The organism is Diaphorobacter sp. HDW4A (genome assembly GCF_011305995.1).
GTDB lineage: Bacteria > Pseudomonadota > Gammaproteobacteria > Burkholderiales > Burkholderiaceae_C > Diaphorobacter_A.
In genome coordinates this window covers 45,494-62,487 of sequence record NZ_CP049910.1, presented here as the reverse complement: position 1 = coordinate 62,487, position 16,994 = coordinate 45,494, and the positions used below count along the sequence as shown (strand labels likewise).

Here is a 16,994-nt window from a genome sequence, read left to right as displayed (position 1 = left end):
ACACCAACGAAAAGGCCGACACGAGGTCGGCCTTGCCCTTCAATGCAGGTTTCAGAGCGGGCTCAGAGCGCCGTCAATGCGCGCTCAACCGCGTCGCGCTGGGTGCCGTATCCCTGCGCAGCTTGCCCACTTGCGCGGGCAGATCGGCCCAGGGCTTGAGGCCGTATTGCTCGCGCATGGTGTTGAGCAGCGTGGCGATCTGCGCGTCGCTCAGGTTGTGGCGGAAGGCCGGCATGGTGCCGATCGTCGGCGTTGCGGCCTCCTGAATGCCGTTCAGGACCACCAGCGCCGCGTTGTTTGGCGAGTCGGAGTACAGGTTGGTGTTGAGTGCCAGTTGCGGGCGCACGCCGAACATGCTGTCCTTCACGCCGGTCGCATCGCTGTGGCAGCTTGCGCAGGCGCCTTCAAACAGGCGGTAGCCATCGTGGTCAAGTGCAAACTTCGACTCCTTGAACTTGCCCGCGACGAAGGCCTCGGCATCGCCGGGCTGCGCGTTCGCATCCTTGAACGACATGATGTAGCTCGAAAGCGCCTTCAGGTCCGCATCGCTTTGCTGCGACAGGCCGTGGATAACCGGCGCCATCGGCCCTGCTGCCGATCCGTGGCGCGGCGAGAAGCCGTGCTTAAAGTAGGCATACAGATCATCGGCCGTCCAGGGCATGGGCGCGCTGGTCTTCGAGGTGAGCGCGGGAACGCTCCAGCCATCGAGCGTGCTGCCCGCGAATTTTTCCGAGCCGCCCTTCTCACCCGCGAACTGGTCGCGTGGCGTGTGGCAGGCGCTGCAGTGGCCCAGACCTTCGGCGATATAGGCACCGCGATTCCACTCGGGCGGCTTGGTCGCGTCTTCCGGCAGCGGGCCCTTCTTCAAATACATCCAGTTCCACGCGGCGATACCGGGGCGCACGTTGAACGGGAAATTCAGCGCGGTCTTCGGCGGCTGGTGCTTCACGGCGGGCTGCGTCATCAGATAGGCGTAGAGCGACTTCATGTCCTTGTCGGTCACGTGGGTGAACGAGGTGTAGGGAAACGCCGGGTACAGGTACTGGCCGTCGCGGTTCACGCCATGGCGCATGGCGCGCTCGAACGCCTCATACGACCAGCCACCGATGCCGGTGTCAGCATCGGGCGTGATGTTGGTCGTGTAGATCGTACCGAACGGGCTGGCAATGGGCAGCCCGCCAGTGTTCTTCGTGCCACCCGGGGCTGTGTGGCAGACCGCGCAGTCGCCCATGGCGGCCAGCAGCTTGCCCTTTTCAATTTGCTGTGGCGCGAAGCTGCCTGCCGCCGGTTGGGCTGCGGGCTCGATGGCGGGTTGGTGGGTCAACGCGAAGAAGCCGCCGATCACGATGATCAGCAGCGCCAGCACGATGAAAAACAGTTTCTTCAAGGTACGCATGATGTGTGCTCCCCTTCTTTCTTATTGGCTCGCAGCCGGGGCTGCAGCGTTGGCGGCCGGTGCCGAGGACGCGGCGGGCGCACTCTTGAGCGCGGCAAGCACACGGCTGGGGATGAATGGAACTTCGCGAAGGCGCACGCCGGTCGCGTCGAAGATCGCGTTGGAGAACGCCGCAGCGCTCGGCACCGAGGCCGACTCGCCCGCGCCCATCGGCGCTTCTTCGGGGCGCTCGACCAGTTGCAGATCGATCTCTGGCAGCTCGGGGAATCGCAGGATCGGATAACCGCCCCATTCCAGCGCCGTCACGCCCTGCTTGTCGAAGGTGACGAATTCCTTGAGCACGCGGCTCGTGGACTGCACGATGTTGCCGTGGGCCTGATGGCGCACGCCAGCCGGGTTGACCATCGCGCCTGTGTCTTGCGCCACAAAAACCTTCTCGGCGCTGACCTTGCCGGTCTGGCGGTCGACGACCACGTCGATCACCCACACGCACCATGCCGCGCCGTAGCCCGGAAACTTGCTGTGGAAGTAGCGCGCGTAAGCAAAGCCGCGACCCTTTGCAAGGCGCTCACCTGCGGGCGCCGGGCTGCGGAATGCGCGGCCTGCCTGCCAGTTCGATTGCTTCTTGACGGCCTCAACCAGCGCCACGGCACGCGGATCTTTCAGATAGCGCAGGCGGTATTCAATCGGGTCCGCACCAGCCGCGTAGGCGCACTCGTCAATCCAGCATTCGTGTGCAAACACATTGGGCAGCGCGGACACGCCGCGCATCCACGAAGCGCGCGCAATCGGTGCGGCGTCCTGGCTGATGATGTGGCGCTTGGGGTATTCGTACTGCGGCACTGCCGTGCGGTCGCCCATCTCCTGCACCACGGCCTTGTTCTCGACCTTGCCGGTCAGAAGCAGCGCAAGCACGGTCGCGCCGTTCGACGGGTAGCAGGTCTTGAAATCGTAGCCCGTGACATGGCCCTGTGCATCGAGACCGCCGCGCACGCGGATCAGCTGCGCTGTGCCCTTGGGCTCCCACGCATGTTCCTGCTCGCGCATGAGCTGAACGCGCACCGTCTTGCCGGTAATCTTGGCGAGCAACGCGGCATCGGCGCTCACATCGTCGGCACCGTTGCGGCCATAGCAGCCCGAGGCCTCCATGCGCAAAATGTTCACCGCGTCGACGTCCATGTCGAGCAGCTTGGCGACGTCCTTGCGCATGTCGTGCGGATTCTGCGTGCCGGACCAGACCTCGGCCTTGCCATCCGCCACACGTGCCACTGCGCACGACGGGCCGATGGAAGCGTGCATGTGATACGGCCACACATACTCGGCCTCGATCACCTTGGCGGAGTCCTTGATGGCGTCGAGCGCACCGTCTTCCACCACCAGATCGCGGTCCTTCTTGGGCAGATCGGTCAGCGTCTTGTGCAGACCGGCGAGCGACAGATCGGGGAGCCCCGCCCACTCCTTCCACTGCACCTTGAGCTGCCGCATGGCCGCGATGGCCTGCTCTTCGCGCTCGGCCACCACGGCCACGAAATCGCCCTGCACCACCACGCTGAGAATGCCCGGCAGATGCTTGACCGAATCCTTGTCGACCGACACCAGCGCGCTGCCAAACGGCGCTGCCGCATCGGCACCCGCATACGGCGGACGCACCACGCGCGCATGCACCATGCCGGGCAGGCGCAGGTCGTGCACATAGGTGAGCGCACCCAGCACCTTGTTCGGGATATCGACACGCGCAACCGACTTGCCCATCTGCTTGTACTCGCTCGGCTTGCGCAGCACGGTCTCGGTGTTGAGCGGCAGCTCCAGATTCTGGCCCTGCACCAGCTCGCCATAACCCGTCTGCTTGCCACCCGCATGCGCCACGCCATCGCGCGTAGTGATTGCCGTAGCTGGCACACCGAGCTTCTGCGCGGCCAGCGCCACCAGTTGCTCGCGCACCTGCGCCGCCGCCTGACGCAGCGGCTTGGCGGTCACCTGGATAGTCGCGCTCGCAATCGTCGGACCCTGGTCGGGCGTCTTGAACGTGTGGCCCAGCACCATCGTGACCTGCTCGAAAGTCACGTCCAGCTCATCGGCCACCATCTGCGCGAGCGCGGTGCGAACGCCGGTACCCAGATCCACGTGCCCGCAGAATGCCGTCACCTGGCCATCCGTGCCGATGGCGATGAAGGTATTCACCCGGTTGTCCGCAGGCACGGGAAAAGCCTTGGCAGCGGGTGCAGCGGCAGGTGCCGTGTTCTGCGCGAACAGATGGGTCGCAGTGGCTGATGCCACCATCACCAGACCGCCTGCCTTCAACAACTGACGGCGGGTGAGTTGGATCGGAAGCCTGAGGTTGTTGTTGATGTCATTTTTCATGATCACACAGCTCCCTTTGCCTTGTTGCCGCCTTGCGCAATCAGCTCGCGGGCCCGCGCCGCAGCGCGCATGATTTCCACATGGGTGCCGCAGCGGCACAGGTTGCCCGACAGCGCCACCTTGACCTGCTCGTCATTGGCCGTGGGTTGCTTGTCGAACAGCGCCACCAGCGCCATCACCATGCCGTTGGTGCAGTAGCCGCACTGCGCGGCCTGCTCTTCGATGAATGCCTGTTGCACGGGGTGCAGCGTGATAGGGGCAATGCTTGCGGGCTTGGCCGCGTTGCTGGCCTCGATGGCCGCCTGACCGAGCATCTGCAACTGCGCATCCTGCGCCACACCGGCCTTGGCCGCCGCCGTCGCTGCAGGCGAAAGACCTTCGAGCGTGGTGACATGCGCGCCTTCCACGACGCTCAAAGGAATCGAACACGAACGCGCGACCTTGCCGTCGATGAGCACCGAGCAGGCACCGCATTCGCCGAGGCCGCAGCCGTATTTCGGACCGTTGAGCTGCATGTCGTTGCGCAGCACGTAGAGCAAGGGCGTGTCCAAAGCGACGCCCTGCAGCTCGACCGGCTGCTCGTTCAAGATGAATTTCATGTGGTAGTTCCTGACTTCTGGGATGTCGTGGGTCATCCCGGGAGGTTTGATTTTTGCTTCGCGCGCTGGCCGCAAGAGGCGGCGAATTCCTACAGAACCTGTAGTCCAAGTTTGCGAAGTGGTGTTTGCCAGAGGCGGCAGACAGAAAGCGAACGAGAAGGCGAACGCGGCGCACGCGGCAGTTCGCTGACGCTTGAATCGACAAACTCACGCGCAGCGAAAGAGACTTGTCTCGAAGGTCTTCGCCAACGGGCGGCATGGGCCCGTCATGAAATTCATTTTATGGATGAAAGCGAGATGGCGCGCGGGCTGCGCGCCAAGCCTGATCAGCAGACGCGGCCTTTTTCAATCCTTCAGCAGCTTCTCTCGATTTCTGAAAGCGCTCACCTGGCGCGTGCCGCCTTGCTATTCTGCCCGGCAGCAAACCAGTCCACCACCCATTGCCGGAATGCCGTCATCGCGGCCGTACTGAACTGGGCCGAGGGCCGCAAAAAGTAGATGCCCGTATCCGCATTGAGCTGCCACTGCGGCAACACCTGCACCAGGGACCCGTCTGCCAGCGCAGGCTTGAAAAGCCAGCTTCCACCCCCAACGATTCCCACGCCCAACGTCGCGGCAGTCAGCAGCGTTTCGCTGTCATTGCTGATCATGCTGCCGTTCACGGTCAAGGTGACGCACTCCTCGCCGCGCATCAGCTTCCATTCGGGATACGAGATGAAGCCGGTGAAGCCCAGACAGTTGTGCCGGGCCAGATCATTGGGCTGTCGCGGCTTTCCATGGCGCTTGAGATAGACCGGCGCCGCGCAGAGGATGCGTTGATGTTCACTCAATTTGGTGGCCACCAACCGGCTGTCGGCCAGTTTGCCGATACGAATGGCGGCGTCGAATCGCTCGCCGACGATGTCCACCATACGGTCGGCATATTCCAGCTCCAGCACCACCTCGGGATGCGCGAGCGAAAACTCCGCCAGCATGGGCGCGAGCACGCGTCGCCCCATCGCCGCCGGGATGGACACGCGCAGGCGCCCACGCGCCTGCACCGCCCCCTGACTGGCCTCCGCCTCGGCTTCCGAAATCAGGCTCTGAGCCTCGCGCAGCCGCTGCACAAGGCGTTCGCCCTCCTGCGTCAAATGCAGCCTGCGCGTGGTGCGCTCTACCAGCCGCACGCCAAGGCGGTGCTCGAGCGTTTTGAGCCGCTTGGTCAGCACCGAGGGATGGCGCTGCAGCAGATCCCCCGCCGCCACGAACGTGCCCTTCTCCGCAAGGGCGAGCAGGGTGGCCAGTTCATCGGCATGCTGACTGTCGGTGGCAAACATGGGGGCATCGCGGTGGTCGTTCAAGAAGTGAGAATGATCGCACCTTGCGAGCGTCCCTGCTCGAGTTCCTCATGCGCAGCCCGCACATCGCCCAGCGCATGGCGGTGCCACACGTGCGGCGTGATCACGCCCTGCACCACCGCATCCAGCACGTCCTGCGCGCGCTGCTGGTACTCCGCAGCGGTGGCGGTGTGCGCGGCCAGCGAGGGGCGCGTGAGATAAAGCGAGCCCTTGGCATTGAGCGTCGCCACTTCAATCGGCGCAGGCACACCCGAAGTCGCGCCAAACGACACCAGAAGCCCGCGCGGGCGCAGGCTGTCCAGCGATGCGTTCAGCGTGTTGCGACCAATGGGGTCATACACCACATCCATCTTCGCGCCGTCCGTCAACTCCTTCACCTGGACGGCCATGCGCTCGGCATCGAACACCAGCACATGGTGGCAGCTCGCAGCCTCTGCTCGCGCAACGCTCTCGGGATTGGAGACCACGCCGATCACGAAAGCACCGAGATGTCTTGCCCACGCGCACATCAACTGCCCCACCGCACCTGCCGCACCGTAGATCAGCACGCGCGATCCGGGTCGCACGTCATACGTCGTCTTGAGCAGATACTGCGCCGTGATGCCTTTGAAAAGCACGGCCGCTGCGTCTTCGTGGCTGATCGAATCCGGCAGTTGGACGAGTCGTTCTGCCGGAAACAGACGCCCGCTGGCATATGCGCCGACCGGCCCCGTCGCATAGGCCACACGCTCACCGACTTGCACGTTCGTCACGCCCTCGCCAACGGCCGCCACCACACCCGCGCCTTCGAGTCCCAGCCCTGACGGCAGCGACAGTGGCGCGCCGCCTTTGCGCTGCAGCACATCAAGCGGATTGACGCCGATCGCCGACTGCTCGAGCCACACTTCGCCACGGCCCGGTGCCCGCACCTGCACCGCTTCCAACTGCATGACCTCGGGACCACCTGTCACATCGATTCGCACTCTTGTCGCCATGTCAAAACCACTCCGCATCGTTGCTGAAAAATTGATATGACAAGGTTACGCAGGGGGATGACCGCAAGCAATCTGGTTGACTGCAGTTGAATGCTGCAACACATGCAGCAATCTTGTGACAAGGCCTGCAGGGAAGCACTTTCCGCTAGGTAGAAACCAGATGGACAATCTGGACGCTCGTCAACATTATGGGGATTCAAATACAACATCAATAGCCACCGAAAGGCACGCGAAAGGCACGTCATGACAGCCATGTCCGCTACGTCTCCCTCCGGTAAAAAGAAGCTCCCCGCAGCGTTTCTGATCCTTGGTGCGATGGTCCTCGGCATTCTGATGGGATGGATGGTTTTCGCCAACTTCCCCGACAAAAATGCAGCCAAAGAGATCGCAGGCTACATCTCCATCATCTCGGACGTGTTCCTTCGGCTCATCAAGATGCTGATCGGCCCGCTGGTGTTCTCCACGCTGGTGGTCGGCATCGCCCACATGGGCGATGCGGCTTCTGTGGGGCGCGTGTTTCTCAAGGCGATGGCATGGTTCGTCACCGCGTCGCTGGTGTCGCTGGTGCTGGGCCTGATCCTCGCCAACGTGCTGCAGCCCGGCCACAACCTTGGCTTGCCTCTGCCCGATATCGGGGCGTCGGCCAACTTGGCAACGGGCAAATTCACGCTCAAAGACTTCGTAAGTCACCTGATCCCCAAGTCGTTCGCCGAAGCGATGGCCAACAATGAAATCCTGCAGATTGTGGTGTTCTCGATGTTCTTCGGCGTGGCCCTCGCCGCGCTTGGCGAGAAGGGCAAGACGCTGGTTGCCGCCATCGACGAGCTCTCGCATGTGATGCTCAAGATCACAGGCTACGTCATGAAGCTCGCACCGCTGGCAGTGCTGGCTGCGATGGCTGCCACCGTGGCCGTCAATGGGCTCGGCATCCTGCTCAAGTTCGCCGTGTTCATGGGCGACTTCTACCTCGGCCTGTTCCTGCTCTGGTCGTTGCTCGTGGGTGCGGGTTTCGTGTTCCTCGGCCCGCGCATCTTCAAGCTGATCGTGCTCATCAAGGAAGCCTTCATGCTGTCGTTCGCCACGGCCAGTTCCGAGGCGGCCTACCCCAAGATTCTTGATGCGCTCGACCGCTTTGGCGTCAAGCGCAAGATCTCCAGCTTCGTGATGCCGATGGGTTACTCGTTCAATCTCGACGGCTCGATGATGTACTGCACCTTCGCCACGCTGTTCATTGCGCAGGCCTACGATATCCACCTGCCGCTCGGCACCCAGATCACCATGCTGCTGATCCTGATGCTGACCTCCAAAGGCATGGCAGGCGTGCCGCGCGCATCGCTCGTTGTCATTGCCGCAACGCTCAACCAGTTCAACATTCCCGAGGCCGGCCTGCTGCTCATTCTCGGGGTGGACACCTTCCTCGACATGGGCCGCTCCGCCACCAACGCAGTGGGCAACTCCATCGCCTCGGCCGTAGTTGCCAAGTGGGAGGGCGAACTGCTGCCCGAAGGCGAAGCCGAAGCGCATGCCCGCAAGCTCGACGCGGAAGCCGCGCGCGAAGCCCAACCTCTGCCCACGCCTGACGTGGCCTGATGGCGGAGGCTACCCATGCGCCACCATGCTCTACTTCGTCGTACAGCGCTATGCCTGACCACTCTGCTGGCCTGCGGCACAGCCGCGCTGGCCCAGACACCTTCGCAGGATGCCGCAGCCGCCGCCAGCAGCGCATGGCTCAGCGGCATCATCGCTCCGGTCAACCTGAGCGGCACGCTCGCCAAGGTGCAGGAGTCTGGCCACATCGCGATTGCGTATCGCGACAGCTCCGTGCCGTTCTCATACCTCGATGCACGCGGTAAGCCGATTGGCTACTCCATCGAACTGTGCAAATCGCTGGTTCAGGCCGTTCAATTCGCGGTGCACAAACCGCTGGAAATCCGGTGGGTTCCGGTCACCTCGGCCACGCGATTCGAGGCCATCACCTCGGGCAAGGCCGATCTCGAATGTGGCTCCACCACCAACAACCGTGAGCGACAGAAGACGGTCGCGTTCTCGCCGACCTTCTTCGTCGCGGGCACCAAACTGCTGGTGCGCAAGGGCTCGCCGGTGCGCGACTACACCCAGCTCAAAGGCAAGAAGGTAGCGGTCACCTCGGGCACGACCAACGAGAAGACACTGGGTGATCTGTCGCAGCGCTTCCAACTGAACCTGCAGATCATGTCGATGCGCGACCATGCCGAATCGTTCGCGCAGGTCACCAGCGGCGCAGCCGATGCGTTCGCGACCGACGACGTGCTGCTCTACGGACTGATCGCGCAAACGCCCAATGGGCGAAGTCAATATGTGGTGGTGGGAGACTTTCTCTCCTACGACCCGTATGGCCTGATGTTCCGCAAGGACGATCCACAGCTCGCCAAGCTCGTCACGGATGCTTTCCAAGCCCTGGCCGCCGATGGCGAGATCGAGCGCCAGTACCGACGCTGGTTCCAGCGCAAGCTGCCTTCGGGGCAAACGCTGAACCTGCCCATGAGCCCGCAGCTTGAAGTGATCCTGGAAAGTCTTGCGGCCACGCAGAAGGAGTGAGTATCAGCGCTCGCGCCGCCTTCTGCGGAATGCAAGCCATGCGGCGATCGCGGTGAACGCGAACACGATGAACACAACGATCCAGAAGCCGTGCTCATCCTGCGCGAGCGGAATGCCGCCCACGTTCATGCCGAACAGGCCCGCGAGGATGTTGATCGGCAGCGCGAGCACGGTCACCACGGTCAGTACAAACAAGCTGTTGCCGTTGTCCTCATTGACGGCGGCGGCCACCTCTTCCTGCAGGAACTTGATGCGCTCCTGCAATGTCAGCATATCGCGCAGCATCAGCGAGAACTCTTCACTAGCCGCTGCAAGTCCCTGGCGATCATCCTCGCTCATCCAGGCCGGAGGGCGCTGCAGCAAGCGGAACAGCGCTGCAGGCTCCGGCGCAAGCAGACGCTGCAGCCGCACCAGCAATCGCCGCAGCTTGCCGAGTTGCGCGCGCGGATGATCAAAGCTGCGCGCAAGAATCGCGTCCTCGATGCGATCAACACGCGTCGTCGTCTCGCGCACCACCTTCACGAGCACATCGGCCTGCGTGCGCATCAGGTGCTCCAGAAGCTCGGCCGTCGTAGCGGGACTGTCGCCGCCGCGCACCGCCGCACGCAAATCGTCAACTGAGCGCAACGGCTTGGAGCGTGCAGATACCACCAGCTTGTCATTCACGCCAATCCACAGCGTCGCCAGATCAGCGGATTCGAAGTTGAACTCGAAATTCACATCGTTGAGCACCGCGACCAGCCAGTCGTCTGCGCGCTCGATGCGTGTCGATGTCAAGCCCTCCTGCAACGCTTCGAAGAAGGTGTCCGGCAACGCGGCATACCGCTCCAGCCAGCGCTGTGAGAGCGCGTTGGAGAGATTGAAATGCAGCCAGAGAAATTCCTTGTTCTGTCCAAACTCGTTCTCGTCACCATGCGATGCCAGCCACGCCGCTGCTTCGGTGGCCGTAACCGGTTGCGCAGGTTCGCTTGAGCCTTGAAAGAATCGCCAACCGCAGATCAGTCCGGCATCCGGTGCGGCGAGCGGCCTGTCCGACAACGCGTCACTCACGCCGACTCCCCTGCCTCAGAGCGCATCGCATCGTGTTGTGTTTGAAAAAACCAACAGACTCCGCAACCGGGGGGGCGATGGGCAAATCCGAGAGGCGCGCGGGGTGAGGGGCTGAGTGTCATGTCGTGCGATGGAAACTCTGCATCATTGACGCACCATGTGACATTTTCATGACAGCAGTTGCTCGCGCCCTACAGTTGCAGTGCGGCATGGGGCATCACGTTCAAAGGGCTTCAACTACACATGCTTGCACATTGAAACATAGTGAATGCACCAAAATGCATTGATTCATCAACACTATCAAATACACTTATTCAATAGAATTGATGATGAAAAGGGGAGGTGGGAGAGGCGCGAGAGTTGCGGCTGCAACCCGCGCAGCGGCAAAGGCGGAGGCGATATCAACGCCTCCGCCTGGGCTTCGATGGGGACTCAAGTGGAGCCTGCATACCATGCAACGCCATCTTTGAGTGTGCGACTGATCTCACCTCGCTCCAACAGATAGTTCAGGCAGGCCTGTGCCTCGCCGGTGGCCAGATGAAAGTGAGTGGAACTGGCATCGATGGGCCGAGAGAACAACGCGGCGAACGTATCCACCACGCGCATGGGCTGCTGCGAGAGCACCTCGCGCAAGCGGTCGAACGACTTGTGCTGGCTCTCGCGCAGATGCGAAAGACGCGCATGCAGGCCGTGAAAACACTCGTCGTGCGCAGGCATCACCAGCACGTCATCGGGAATGTTCTTCTCCAGCCAGTCGAGCGACTCCATCCAATCGGCCATGGGATTTGCCGCGGGCTCCAGCGGATGCACTGACACGTTGGACGAAATGCGTGGAAGCACCTGATCGCCCGAGATCAGCAGCTTGTCCTTCTCGTTGTACAAGCACGCATGTTCGGGCGAATGACCACGCCCGATCACCACCCGCCAGTCACCCTCGCCGATGCGGATGTTCTGCCCGTGCGAAAGCCGCTGGAAGCTGTCGGGCAGCGTGTAGATCATCTTGCCGAACGCACCGAAGCGCGCGCGGTACTTCTCGATGGCAGCATCGGGCCAGCCTGCTTCATGGAAGTAGTCAACTGCATCCTTGGGAGCCTCGCGGTTCATGTCGGAGACTGTCACCCGGCAGCTCAGATACTCGAGCCGCGACATCCACAGCCGCACGCCAAAGCGCCGCGTAAGCCAGCCCGCCATCCCCACATGGTCGGGATGCATGTGCGTGACAAACACGCGCGTGAGCTTGCGATTGAACGGCGGTGCGGACAGCAGCCGGGTCCAGATTTCCACGGTTTCCTCGGTACGCGGCCCGGTGTCCACCAGCGCGAGTCCATCTCCATCTTCGAGCAACCAGACGTTGATGTGGTTGAGTGCCATCGGCATCGGCTGGCGCAGCCAGTAGACACCCTTGCAGACTTCGCGCCAGTGGCCTGCAGCCGGGGCCTCCATCGGGTAAGAAAGATTGGTTTGCGGCATCTGTGGGTTTCCTGTGACTGTCGGGGTGGTGTCGTCCACTTCGTGGTGTCTGCACATCATGCGCCGAATTCAGCTTTACGAAAAACAACCGCTGTCACCTTCATTTCAGTCGAGAGGGCTGACGTGCACTCTTGCAGGGCGGGCAGACGCCCGAAATTCAGCTTGCAAGCCCGGCCAAATCCAGCAAAATGGATTGCTTGCCTGTGAAGGATCATCGGTGCCTGCACTTGAGGTTCCACGTGCCGCGCATCGAGTGCTTCCCCGATGCGCTGCGCCACGCAAGCGAGTAGGCTGATTTCTCATTTCCGTTCGCAAGATGAAAGAAGGGCTCGTATGAACCAAGTGTCCTCCGTCCCGCAGGCCCGGCGGGAAACGCTGCGCGGCGTACTGCCGCAAGTGGCTGAACTGCTTCAAAAGCGTCGCGCCAATGAAATCGATGATGTGGTGATTGACGATCTGGTGTTGCTGCACTGGCTGGAGTGGGTAGGCGGTAGCCTTCAACTGACCACCACGGGCAAGAACATCTGCAGGCAGCTGTTCGAATAGCACGGCAGAGTCACCCGGCAGAAAGCACAACAGGGCGCACAAAGCGCCCTGTTGTCATTGTGAATTGACGATCAGACCCGAACTACAGCGCGCCGTCTCCCAGAACAATCCCCTCGCGCCGTGGATCGGCACCACCCTGCAGCACTGATTTGCCATCCTTCGTCACGCGGATGATGGTGGCCACACCGCTCGATTGCGCAGCCGTGTTCACTGTGTGACCCTTGGCCTTGAGGCCGTCGACCAGCGCCGTCAGATCGAGCGACGTATTCGAGCCATCGATGCCCGTGGTCGCGCTATTCGATGCGCCCGTGTTGACAAGCGAGGTGGCCTGCTGTGCATCGAGCCCCCAGTCCAGCGCGCCGACCACGGTCTTCATCACGTACTGGATGATTGCACCACCGCCAGGTGAACCCGTCGCCATCACGAAGTCGCCGGGCTTGTCGCCCTTGAACACCAGCGTGGGTGCCATGGTGCTGCGCGGGCGCTTGCCGGGTGCGACGCGGTTCGCAATCGGCGTGCCTGCGGAATCCACCGGCGCTGCAGAGAAGTCAGTGAGCTGGTTGGTCAGCAAAAAGCCGTTGACCATGTGGAACGAGCCCATGCTGGACTCCACCGTCGTCGTCATCGACACCACGTTGCCATACGCATCGACCACCGACAGATGCGTCGTGCCATGCTCCACGGTCTTGTCCACACCGAGCGGCACGGTTCCCAGATCGCCCGCCTGCGCGGTGCCCATGCTCTTGTCGGGATTGATGAGCGCGGCGCGGGCTTTCAGGTAGTCCGCATTGAGCAGCGTGGGGACGCCACTTCCAGGAAGCGGAATAAAGTCGGTATCGGCCACGTACTTGTCTCGATCAGCGTAAGCGAGGCGCTCGGCTTCGGTGAGCAGATGCACGCCCATCACGCTCGGCACTCCGCCCTCGTTGGTCGGATTCATCGGTGCGTACTGCGCCATGTTGAACTGGCTCAGAATGCCCAGCCCCTGCGCAATGGCGATGCCGCCCGACGAGGGTGGCGACATGGTGCACACATGGTAAGTGCCGCGGTAGTTCACGCAGACCGGATCACGCTTCTTGGCCTTGTAATTTGCCAGATCGTCGAGCGTCATCAGACTCGGGGTGATGGGCGTCTTCGCCGCATCGTCACCCACCGACTGCGCTGCCTTGGCGACGATATTCTTCGCGATGTCGCCGGTATGCAGCCCGTCCGCCCCCTTGCTGGCGATGGTACGCAGCGTGGCCGCATAGGGCTTGTTGGTCATCACCTCGCCGGTCAGGCGCGGCGTTCCATCGGCCTTGAAATAGGTGGCCATGGCGTTAGAGTCGAGTGCAAGACTGGTGGCATTGCTCTTGATCGCATCGCCCAGCCGCCCCGGAATCTTGAATCCGTCATCCGCAAGCTTGATGCCCGAATCAAAGAGACCATTCCATGCGAGTCGACCATGCTCCTTCTGCGCCATCTCGAGCATGCGCAGCACGCCCGGCACGCCGATCGAGCGGCCACTGCGACGCGCCGATGGCACGGGCGCGGACGAGTTCGGATCGGCCTGATCCTGTCGCGCGAGGTAGTAGCCTGTGGCCGCCGCTGGTGCGGATTCGCGGCCGTCGTAGGCGACGACCTTTTTGGTCTTCGCGTCGTAATAGACCATGAATGCGCTGCCCGCAATCGTGCTCGACTGCGGCTCTACCAAACCGAGCACGGCCTGCATGGCGACCGCTGCATCAACCGCCGTTCCTCCTGCCTTGAGCACCTCGCAACCGGCCTTGCTTGCAAGCGGCGTGTTGGCCACGGCCATGTAGCTGTTGGACTGCTTGGCCTTGAGCCCCAGACGATATCCGGACGCCGCTTCGGGCGCTGCAGGGTCACCCGTCACGCCCGAGCCCACCACGACCGATCCGCCCGAGCTGCTGAGCACCGTGCAACTCTTGGCATCGGTGTCCACGCGCAACTCGTTTTCATCGTCGTGGTGGTTGCTGCTGTTGCAGCCCACCAGCAGCACCGCGATGGCCATGGGTGCCAGCGGCCACAATTTTCTTGTCTGCATAGTTGTCTCCTTTTGTGTCGATATCGTGGATTTCTTCAGCGCGTCCCTTCGGTGGCTGACTGGGCCACTGGAAGCCAAGGATCGGCATGACACGGTATCAGCTGTTTCTGGCAAGCTGTGTCGGTGATTGCCCCAAAGTGGTGAATCTGGATTCATCACCGTCCCAATGCAAACGGGCCCCAAGCGTGCTTGGGGCCCGTTTGCAGTCTTGTCAATGATGCTCGCAGGGAAATCAGTTCAGCGAGCGGATCGATCACTCCCGTGGTGTTTCCACACGCCCGTCGGGGTGCCTGGCAAACCGCTTTTCCTTGCCATGCGTGTGCGCATGCGAAGGCCAGGGCCAGCCACCAAACTGCGTGCGCTGGTAGTCACGCACGGCCTGCGAGAGTTCCTGTTCGCTGTTCATCACGAACGGTCCGCGCGCCACCACCGGCTCGCCAATCGGCCGACCCTGTAGCAGCAGCACTTCGATCACTTCGCTGCCCTCGTTCTTCATCGGCACCGGCAGATCGGAGCGCAGTACGAGCATGATGCGCTGATCGAACTTGTGCTCACCCACGGTCACGGTCTTGCCACTCGTGAGGTAGATCGCACGGTTGATTCCGACCGATGCGGCAGGCAGCGTCAGGCTCGCGCCCGGCTCCACGCGGACGATCCAGATCGCCACATCGGCATCAGGTTCGCTCGCCCATGAATCGCTCGGAGGACGCAGAGCCTTCGTCGCTCCGGAACCACCGGCTGCTGCCGCATCGACGGGCACATAATCGCCCGCGATCACCTCGACCTCAGAGCGACGTCCTTGCGCATCGGTCTGCACCGCATGCGGAATGTCATGTGCCCAGAACATGGTGAAGTCTGGCGGCACCATCTTGCTTTTGGCGGGCAGGTTCAGCCACAGCTGGAACAGGTCCAGCGTGTTGACCTTGTCCTCGTGCACCATGGGGAACATCTCGCCATGCTGCACGCCCGCGCCAGTAGTGAGCCACTGCACGTCCCCCTCGCCGTAGCGCGCGGTCGCGCCCAGCGAATCGGCGTGATCGACCAGCCCCTTGCGCACGATGGTCACGGTCTCGAAGCCGCGATGCGGATGGGCGGGAAAGCCCGGCACATCGTCACCGTGGTACATGCTCCAGCCGTCCTGACGGCCGAAGTCCATGCCGATGTCGCGGCCCTTGAGCAGTGCGGGATCGGGGCCCAGTTGGCCGTTGCCCTTGGGATAGAGATCCTGGTGGTAGGCACCAAAGATGAAGGGATCGATCCCCGGCAAGCGCCCCTCGATGGCCTGCGCACTCAGAATGAGTGCCTCGTTGTTGCTGACTCCGTTCATGGTATTTTCTCCTTGCCCAACGCGGCGGGACGCTGCTCGATCCGCGACTGGTTAGGTATTGAATATAGAGGCTAAATCCACGATTGCAATACCCTATAAATCCTTGGACGGAGCCAACACCTCACCGATCAGTGCAGGCTAGCAACGTCGGTGAAATCTGAGACAGCGTGGCACAGCCGGTCTGCGCCATCGCCAGTTCCAACTCCGAGCGCAGCAAGTGCAGCATGTGCGCTACCCCGAGCATGCCAGCCGTGGCGAGCGCATGCAGTTGCGGGCGCCCAACCATCACCGCTGTGGCGCCGAACGCAATCGCCTTGACGACGTCGGTGCCCAGACGCACGCCACTATCGACAATCAGTGGAATCGACGCGGGCACGGCCGCGCGGATCGCAGGCAGCACATCGATGGGCGAGACCACACCATCAAGCACACGCCCACCGTGATTCGAGACCACGATGGCATCCGCCCCCAACTCCACCGCCCGCTTGGCCGCGCTGGCCGACAAAATGCCCTTGACCACCAGCGGCAGACGTGTCTGCGCGCGCAGCCAAACCAGCTCGTCCCAACCGGGAGCCTGATGGGCCAGTGGCGTGCCGAACAAAATGTGCTCGCTCGTCAGATCACTGGTCTGCGTCGGCTGCTGCTGGCTGCCGCGCAGGTTGATTGCCTCCACACCGGGGGGCAGAGGAAAGCGCGAGCGCTTGATGTTGGCATCCACCGTCCACACGACGGCCTCGTACCCCGCCGTCTCCGCACGGCGCACAAGGTTCAACGAGGTGCTGCGCTCGGGCTGGCTGTAGAGCTGAAAGTACAGCGGCGCACCCCGCCCCAGCTCGCGCCGTGCCGCTTCGGCCGCCTGCGCGATGTCTTCGATGGTGTGCGTGGCGAGCGTGCTCACCATCATCGCCGTCTGCATCGCCATTGCGGCGCGCACGGTCGCAAGCTCGCCGTCTGGATGCATCAGCCGCTGGTACGCGACGGGGGCAAGCAAGACCGGGCTTCGGAGGGTCTTTCCCAGCAGATCGACACGTGTGTGCGCATCCGACAGATCGGGCAACGGCTCAGGCACGAGGCGGATGGCGTCGAACGCCGCGCGGTTGTGCGCCACGCTCAGCTCCTGGTCCGCACCGCAGGCAATGTGCGCCCACGAGGCCCGCTCCACATGGTGCAGCGCATGCCGCTCATAGTCGCTCAGCGACATGATGTCCGCCGGGACGCGCTGCCACGCGGGCCGCACCGGCTCGCCCAAGGCGTTCAGGGATGAAGGTGGGATCTGGCCGTTGTCGTTGCTGCTGCTGTTGCTCATGTCG

14 protein-coding genes are annotated in these 16,994 nt (G+C 62.6%); 3 read left to right on the top strand and 11 right to left on the bottom strand.

All coding sequences use genetic code 11. From position 1 onward, the window contains the following. Positions 1-73 precede the first annotated feature (73 nt). The 5 genes from G7047_RS00295 to G7047_RS00275 form a co-directional block, all read right to left on the bottom strand. The gene (locus G7047_RS00295) at positions 74-1,396 is read right to left on the bottom strand and encodes a cytochrome c (protein WP_166299627.1); all 1,323 of its coding nucleotides are present in this window, start codon (positions 1,394-1,396) and stop codon (positions 74-76) included. 21 nt (positions 1,397-1,417) lie between these two features. Continuing rightward, positions 1,418-3,757 (bottom strand): xanthine dehydrogenase family protein molybdopterin-binding subunit, encoded by a 2,340-nt coding sequence (locus G7047_RS00290; RefSeq protein ID WP_166299624.1) that lies wholly within the window; start codon positions 3,755-3,757, stop codon positions 1,418-1,420. A gap of 2 nt (positions 3,758-3,759) precedes the next feature. Beyond that, entirely contained in the window at positions 3,760-4,356 is a 597-nt protein-coding gene (locus tag G7047_RS00285) for a (2Fe-2S)-binding protein (protein WP_166299622.1), read from the bottom strand. Between the two features lie 383 nt (positions 4,357-4,739). Further along, complete coding sequence (locus tag G7047_RS00280) at positions 4,740-5,672, bottom strand: LysR family transcriptional regulator (protein WP_166299619.1); 933 nt, start codon at positions 5,670-5,672, stop codon at positions 4,740-4,742. Positions 5,673-5,692: 20 nt separating this feature from the next. Further along, positions 5,693-6,667: a quinone oxidoreductase gene (locus tag G7047_RS00275; protein ID WP_166299617.1), complete on the bottom strand. Its 975-nt coding sequence runs from the start codon at positions 6,665-6,667 to the stop codon at positions 5,693-5,695. A gap of 252 nt (positions 6,668-6,919) precedes the next feature. Here G7047_RS00275 and G7047_RS00270 point away from each other — a divergent pair, with 252 nt between their 5' ends. Both G7047_RS00270 and G7047_RS00265 read left to right on the top strand, forming a co-directional pair. Beyond that, complete coding sequence (locus G7047_RS00270) at positions 6,920-8,257, top strand: dicarboxylate/amino acid:cation symporter (RefSeq protein ID WP_166311791.1); 1,338 nt, start codon at positions 6,920-6,922, stop codon at positions 8,255-8,257. Between the two features lie 15 nt (positions 8,258-8,272). After that, the gene (locus G7047_RS00265) at positions 8,273-9,244 is read left to right on the top strand and encodes an amino acid ABC transporter substrate-binding protein (protein WP_166299615.1); all 972 of its coding nucleotides are present in this window, start codon (positions 8,273-8,275) and stop codon (positions 9,242-9,244) included. Positions 9,245-9,247: 3 nt separating this feature from the next. Here G7047_RS00265 and G7047_RS00260 read toward each other — a convergent pair whose 3' ends face one another. The 3 genes from G7047_RS00260 to G7047_RS00250 form a co-directional block, all read right to left on the bottom strand. Beyond that, on the bottom strand, positions 9,248-10,294 hold the full coding sequence (locus G7047_RS00260; protein ID WP_240939325.1) for a transporter: 1,047 nt from the start codon (positions 10,292-10,294) through the stop codon (positions 9,248-9,250). A gap of 432 nt (positions 10,295-10,726) precedes the next feature. Beyond that, positions 10,727-11,764 carry an MBL fold metallo-hydrolase gene (locus G7047_RS00255; protein ID WP_166299613.1) on the bottom strand — a complete coding sequence of 346 codons (1,038 nt, stop codon included), beginning with the start codon at positions 11,762-11,764 and terminating at the stop codon, positions 10,727-10,729. A gap of 56 nt (positions 11,765-11,820) precedes the next feature. Next, positions 11,821-12,042: a hypothetical protein gene (locus G7047_RS00250; protein ID WP_166299611.1), complete on the bottom strand. Its 222-nt coding sequence runs from the start codon at positions 12,040-12,042 to the stop codon at positions 11,821-11,823. Between the two features lie 55 nt (positions 12,043-12,097). Here G7047_RS00250 and G7047_RS00245 point away from each other — a divergent pair, with 55 nt between their 5' ends. Next, positions 12,098-12,310 (top strand): hypothetical protein, encoded by a 213-nt coding sequence (locus G7047_RS00245; RefSeq protein ID WP_166299609.1) that lies wholly within the window; start codon positions 12,098-12,100, stop codon positions 12,308-12,310. Between the two features lie 82 nt (positions 12,311-12,392). On the opposite strand, the gene ggt is transcribed toward G7047_RS00245, so the two are convergent. The 3 genes from ggt to G7047_RS00230 all read right to left on the bottom strand — a co-directional run bounded on the left by ggt (position 12,393) and on the right by G7047_RS00230 (position 16,942). Then, the gene (ggt, locus tag G7047_RS00240; RefSeq protein ID WP_166299607.1) at positions 12,393-14,357 is read right to left on the bottom strand and encodes a gamma-glutamyltransferase; all 1,965 of its coding nucleotides are present in this window, start codon (positions 14,355-14,357) and stop codon (positions 12,393-12,395) included. A gap of 253 nt (positions 14,358-14,610) precedes the next feature. Further along, the gene (locus G7047_RS00235; protein WP_166299605.1) at positions 14,611-15,684 is read right to left on the bottom strand and encodes a pirin family protein; all 1,074 of its coding nucleotides are present in this window, start codon (positions 15,682-15,684) and stop codon (positions 14,611-14,613) included. Positions 15,685-15,805: 121 nt separating this feature from the next. After that, on the bottom strand, positions 15,806-16,942 hold the full coding sequence (locus G7047_RS00230) for an alpha-hydroxy acid oxidase (protein WP_166311789.1): 1,137 nt from the start codon (positions 16,940-16,942) through the stop codon (positions 15,806-15,808). Positions 16,943-16,994: the final 52 nt, after the last annotated feature.

Coding starts and splice junctions, on each gene's coding strand:
- G7047_RS00270 (WP_166311791.1), top strand. CDS start 6,920: ATGTCCGCTACGTCTCCCTCCGGTAAAAAGAAGCTCCCCGCAGCGTTT.
- G7047_RS00275 (WP_166299617.1), bottom strand. CDS start 6,667: ATGGCGACAAGAGTGCGAATCGATGTGACAGGTGGTCCCGAGGTCATG.
- G7047_RS00290 (WP_166299624.1), bottom strand. CDS start 3,757: ATGAAAAATGACATCAACAACAACCTCAGGCTTCCGATCCAACTCACC.
- G7047_RS00295 (WP_166299627.1), bottom strand. CDS start 1,396: ATGCGTACCTTGAAGAAACTGTTTTTCATCGTGCTGGCGCTGCTGATC.
- G7047_RS00285 (WP_166299622.1), bottom strand. CDS start 4,356: ATGAAATTCATCTTGAACGAGCAGCCGGTCGAGCTGCAGGGCGTCGCT.
- G7047_RS00255 (WP_166299613.1), bottom strand. CDS start 11,764: ATGCCGCAAACCAATCTTTCTTACCCGATGGAGGCCCCGGCTGCAGGC.
- ggt (WP_166299607.1), bottom strand. CDS start 14,357: ATGCAGACAAGAAAATTGTGGCCGCTGGCACCCATGGCCATCGCGGTG.
- G7047_RS00280 (WP_166299619.1), bottom strand. CDS start 5,672: ATGTTTGCCACCGACAGTCAGCATGCCGATGAACTGGCCACCCTGCTC.
- G7047_RS00265 (WP_166299615.1), top strand. CDS start 8,273: ATGCGCCACCATGCTCTACTTCGTCGTACAGCGCTATGCCTGACCACT.
- G7047_RS00245 (WP_166299609.1), top strand. CDS start 12,098: ATGAACCAAGTGTCCTCCGTCCCGCAGGCCCGGCGGGAAACGCTGCGC.
- G7047_RS00235 (WP_166299605.1), bottom strand. CDS start 15,684: ATGAACGGAGTCAGCAACAACGAGGCACTCATTCTGAGTGCGCAGGCC.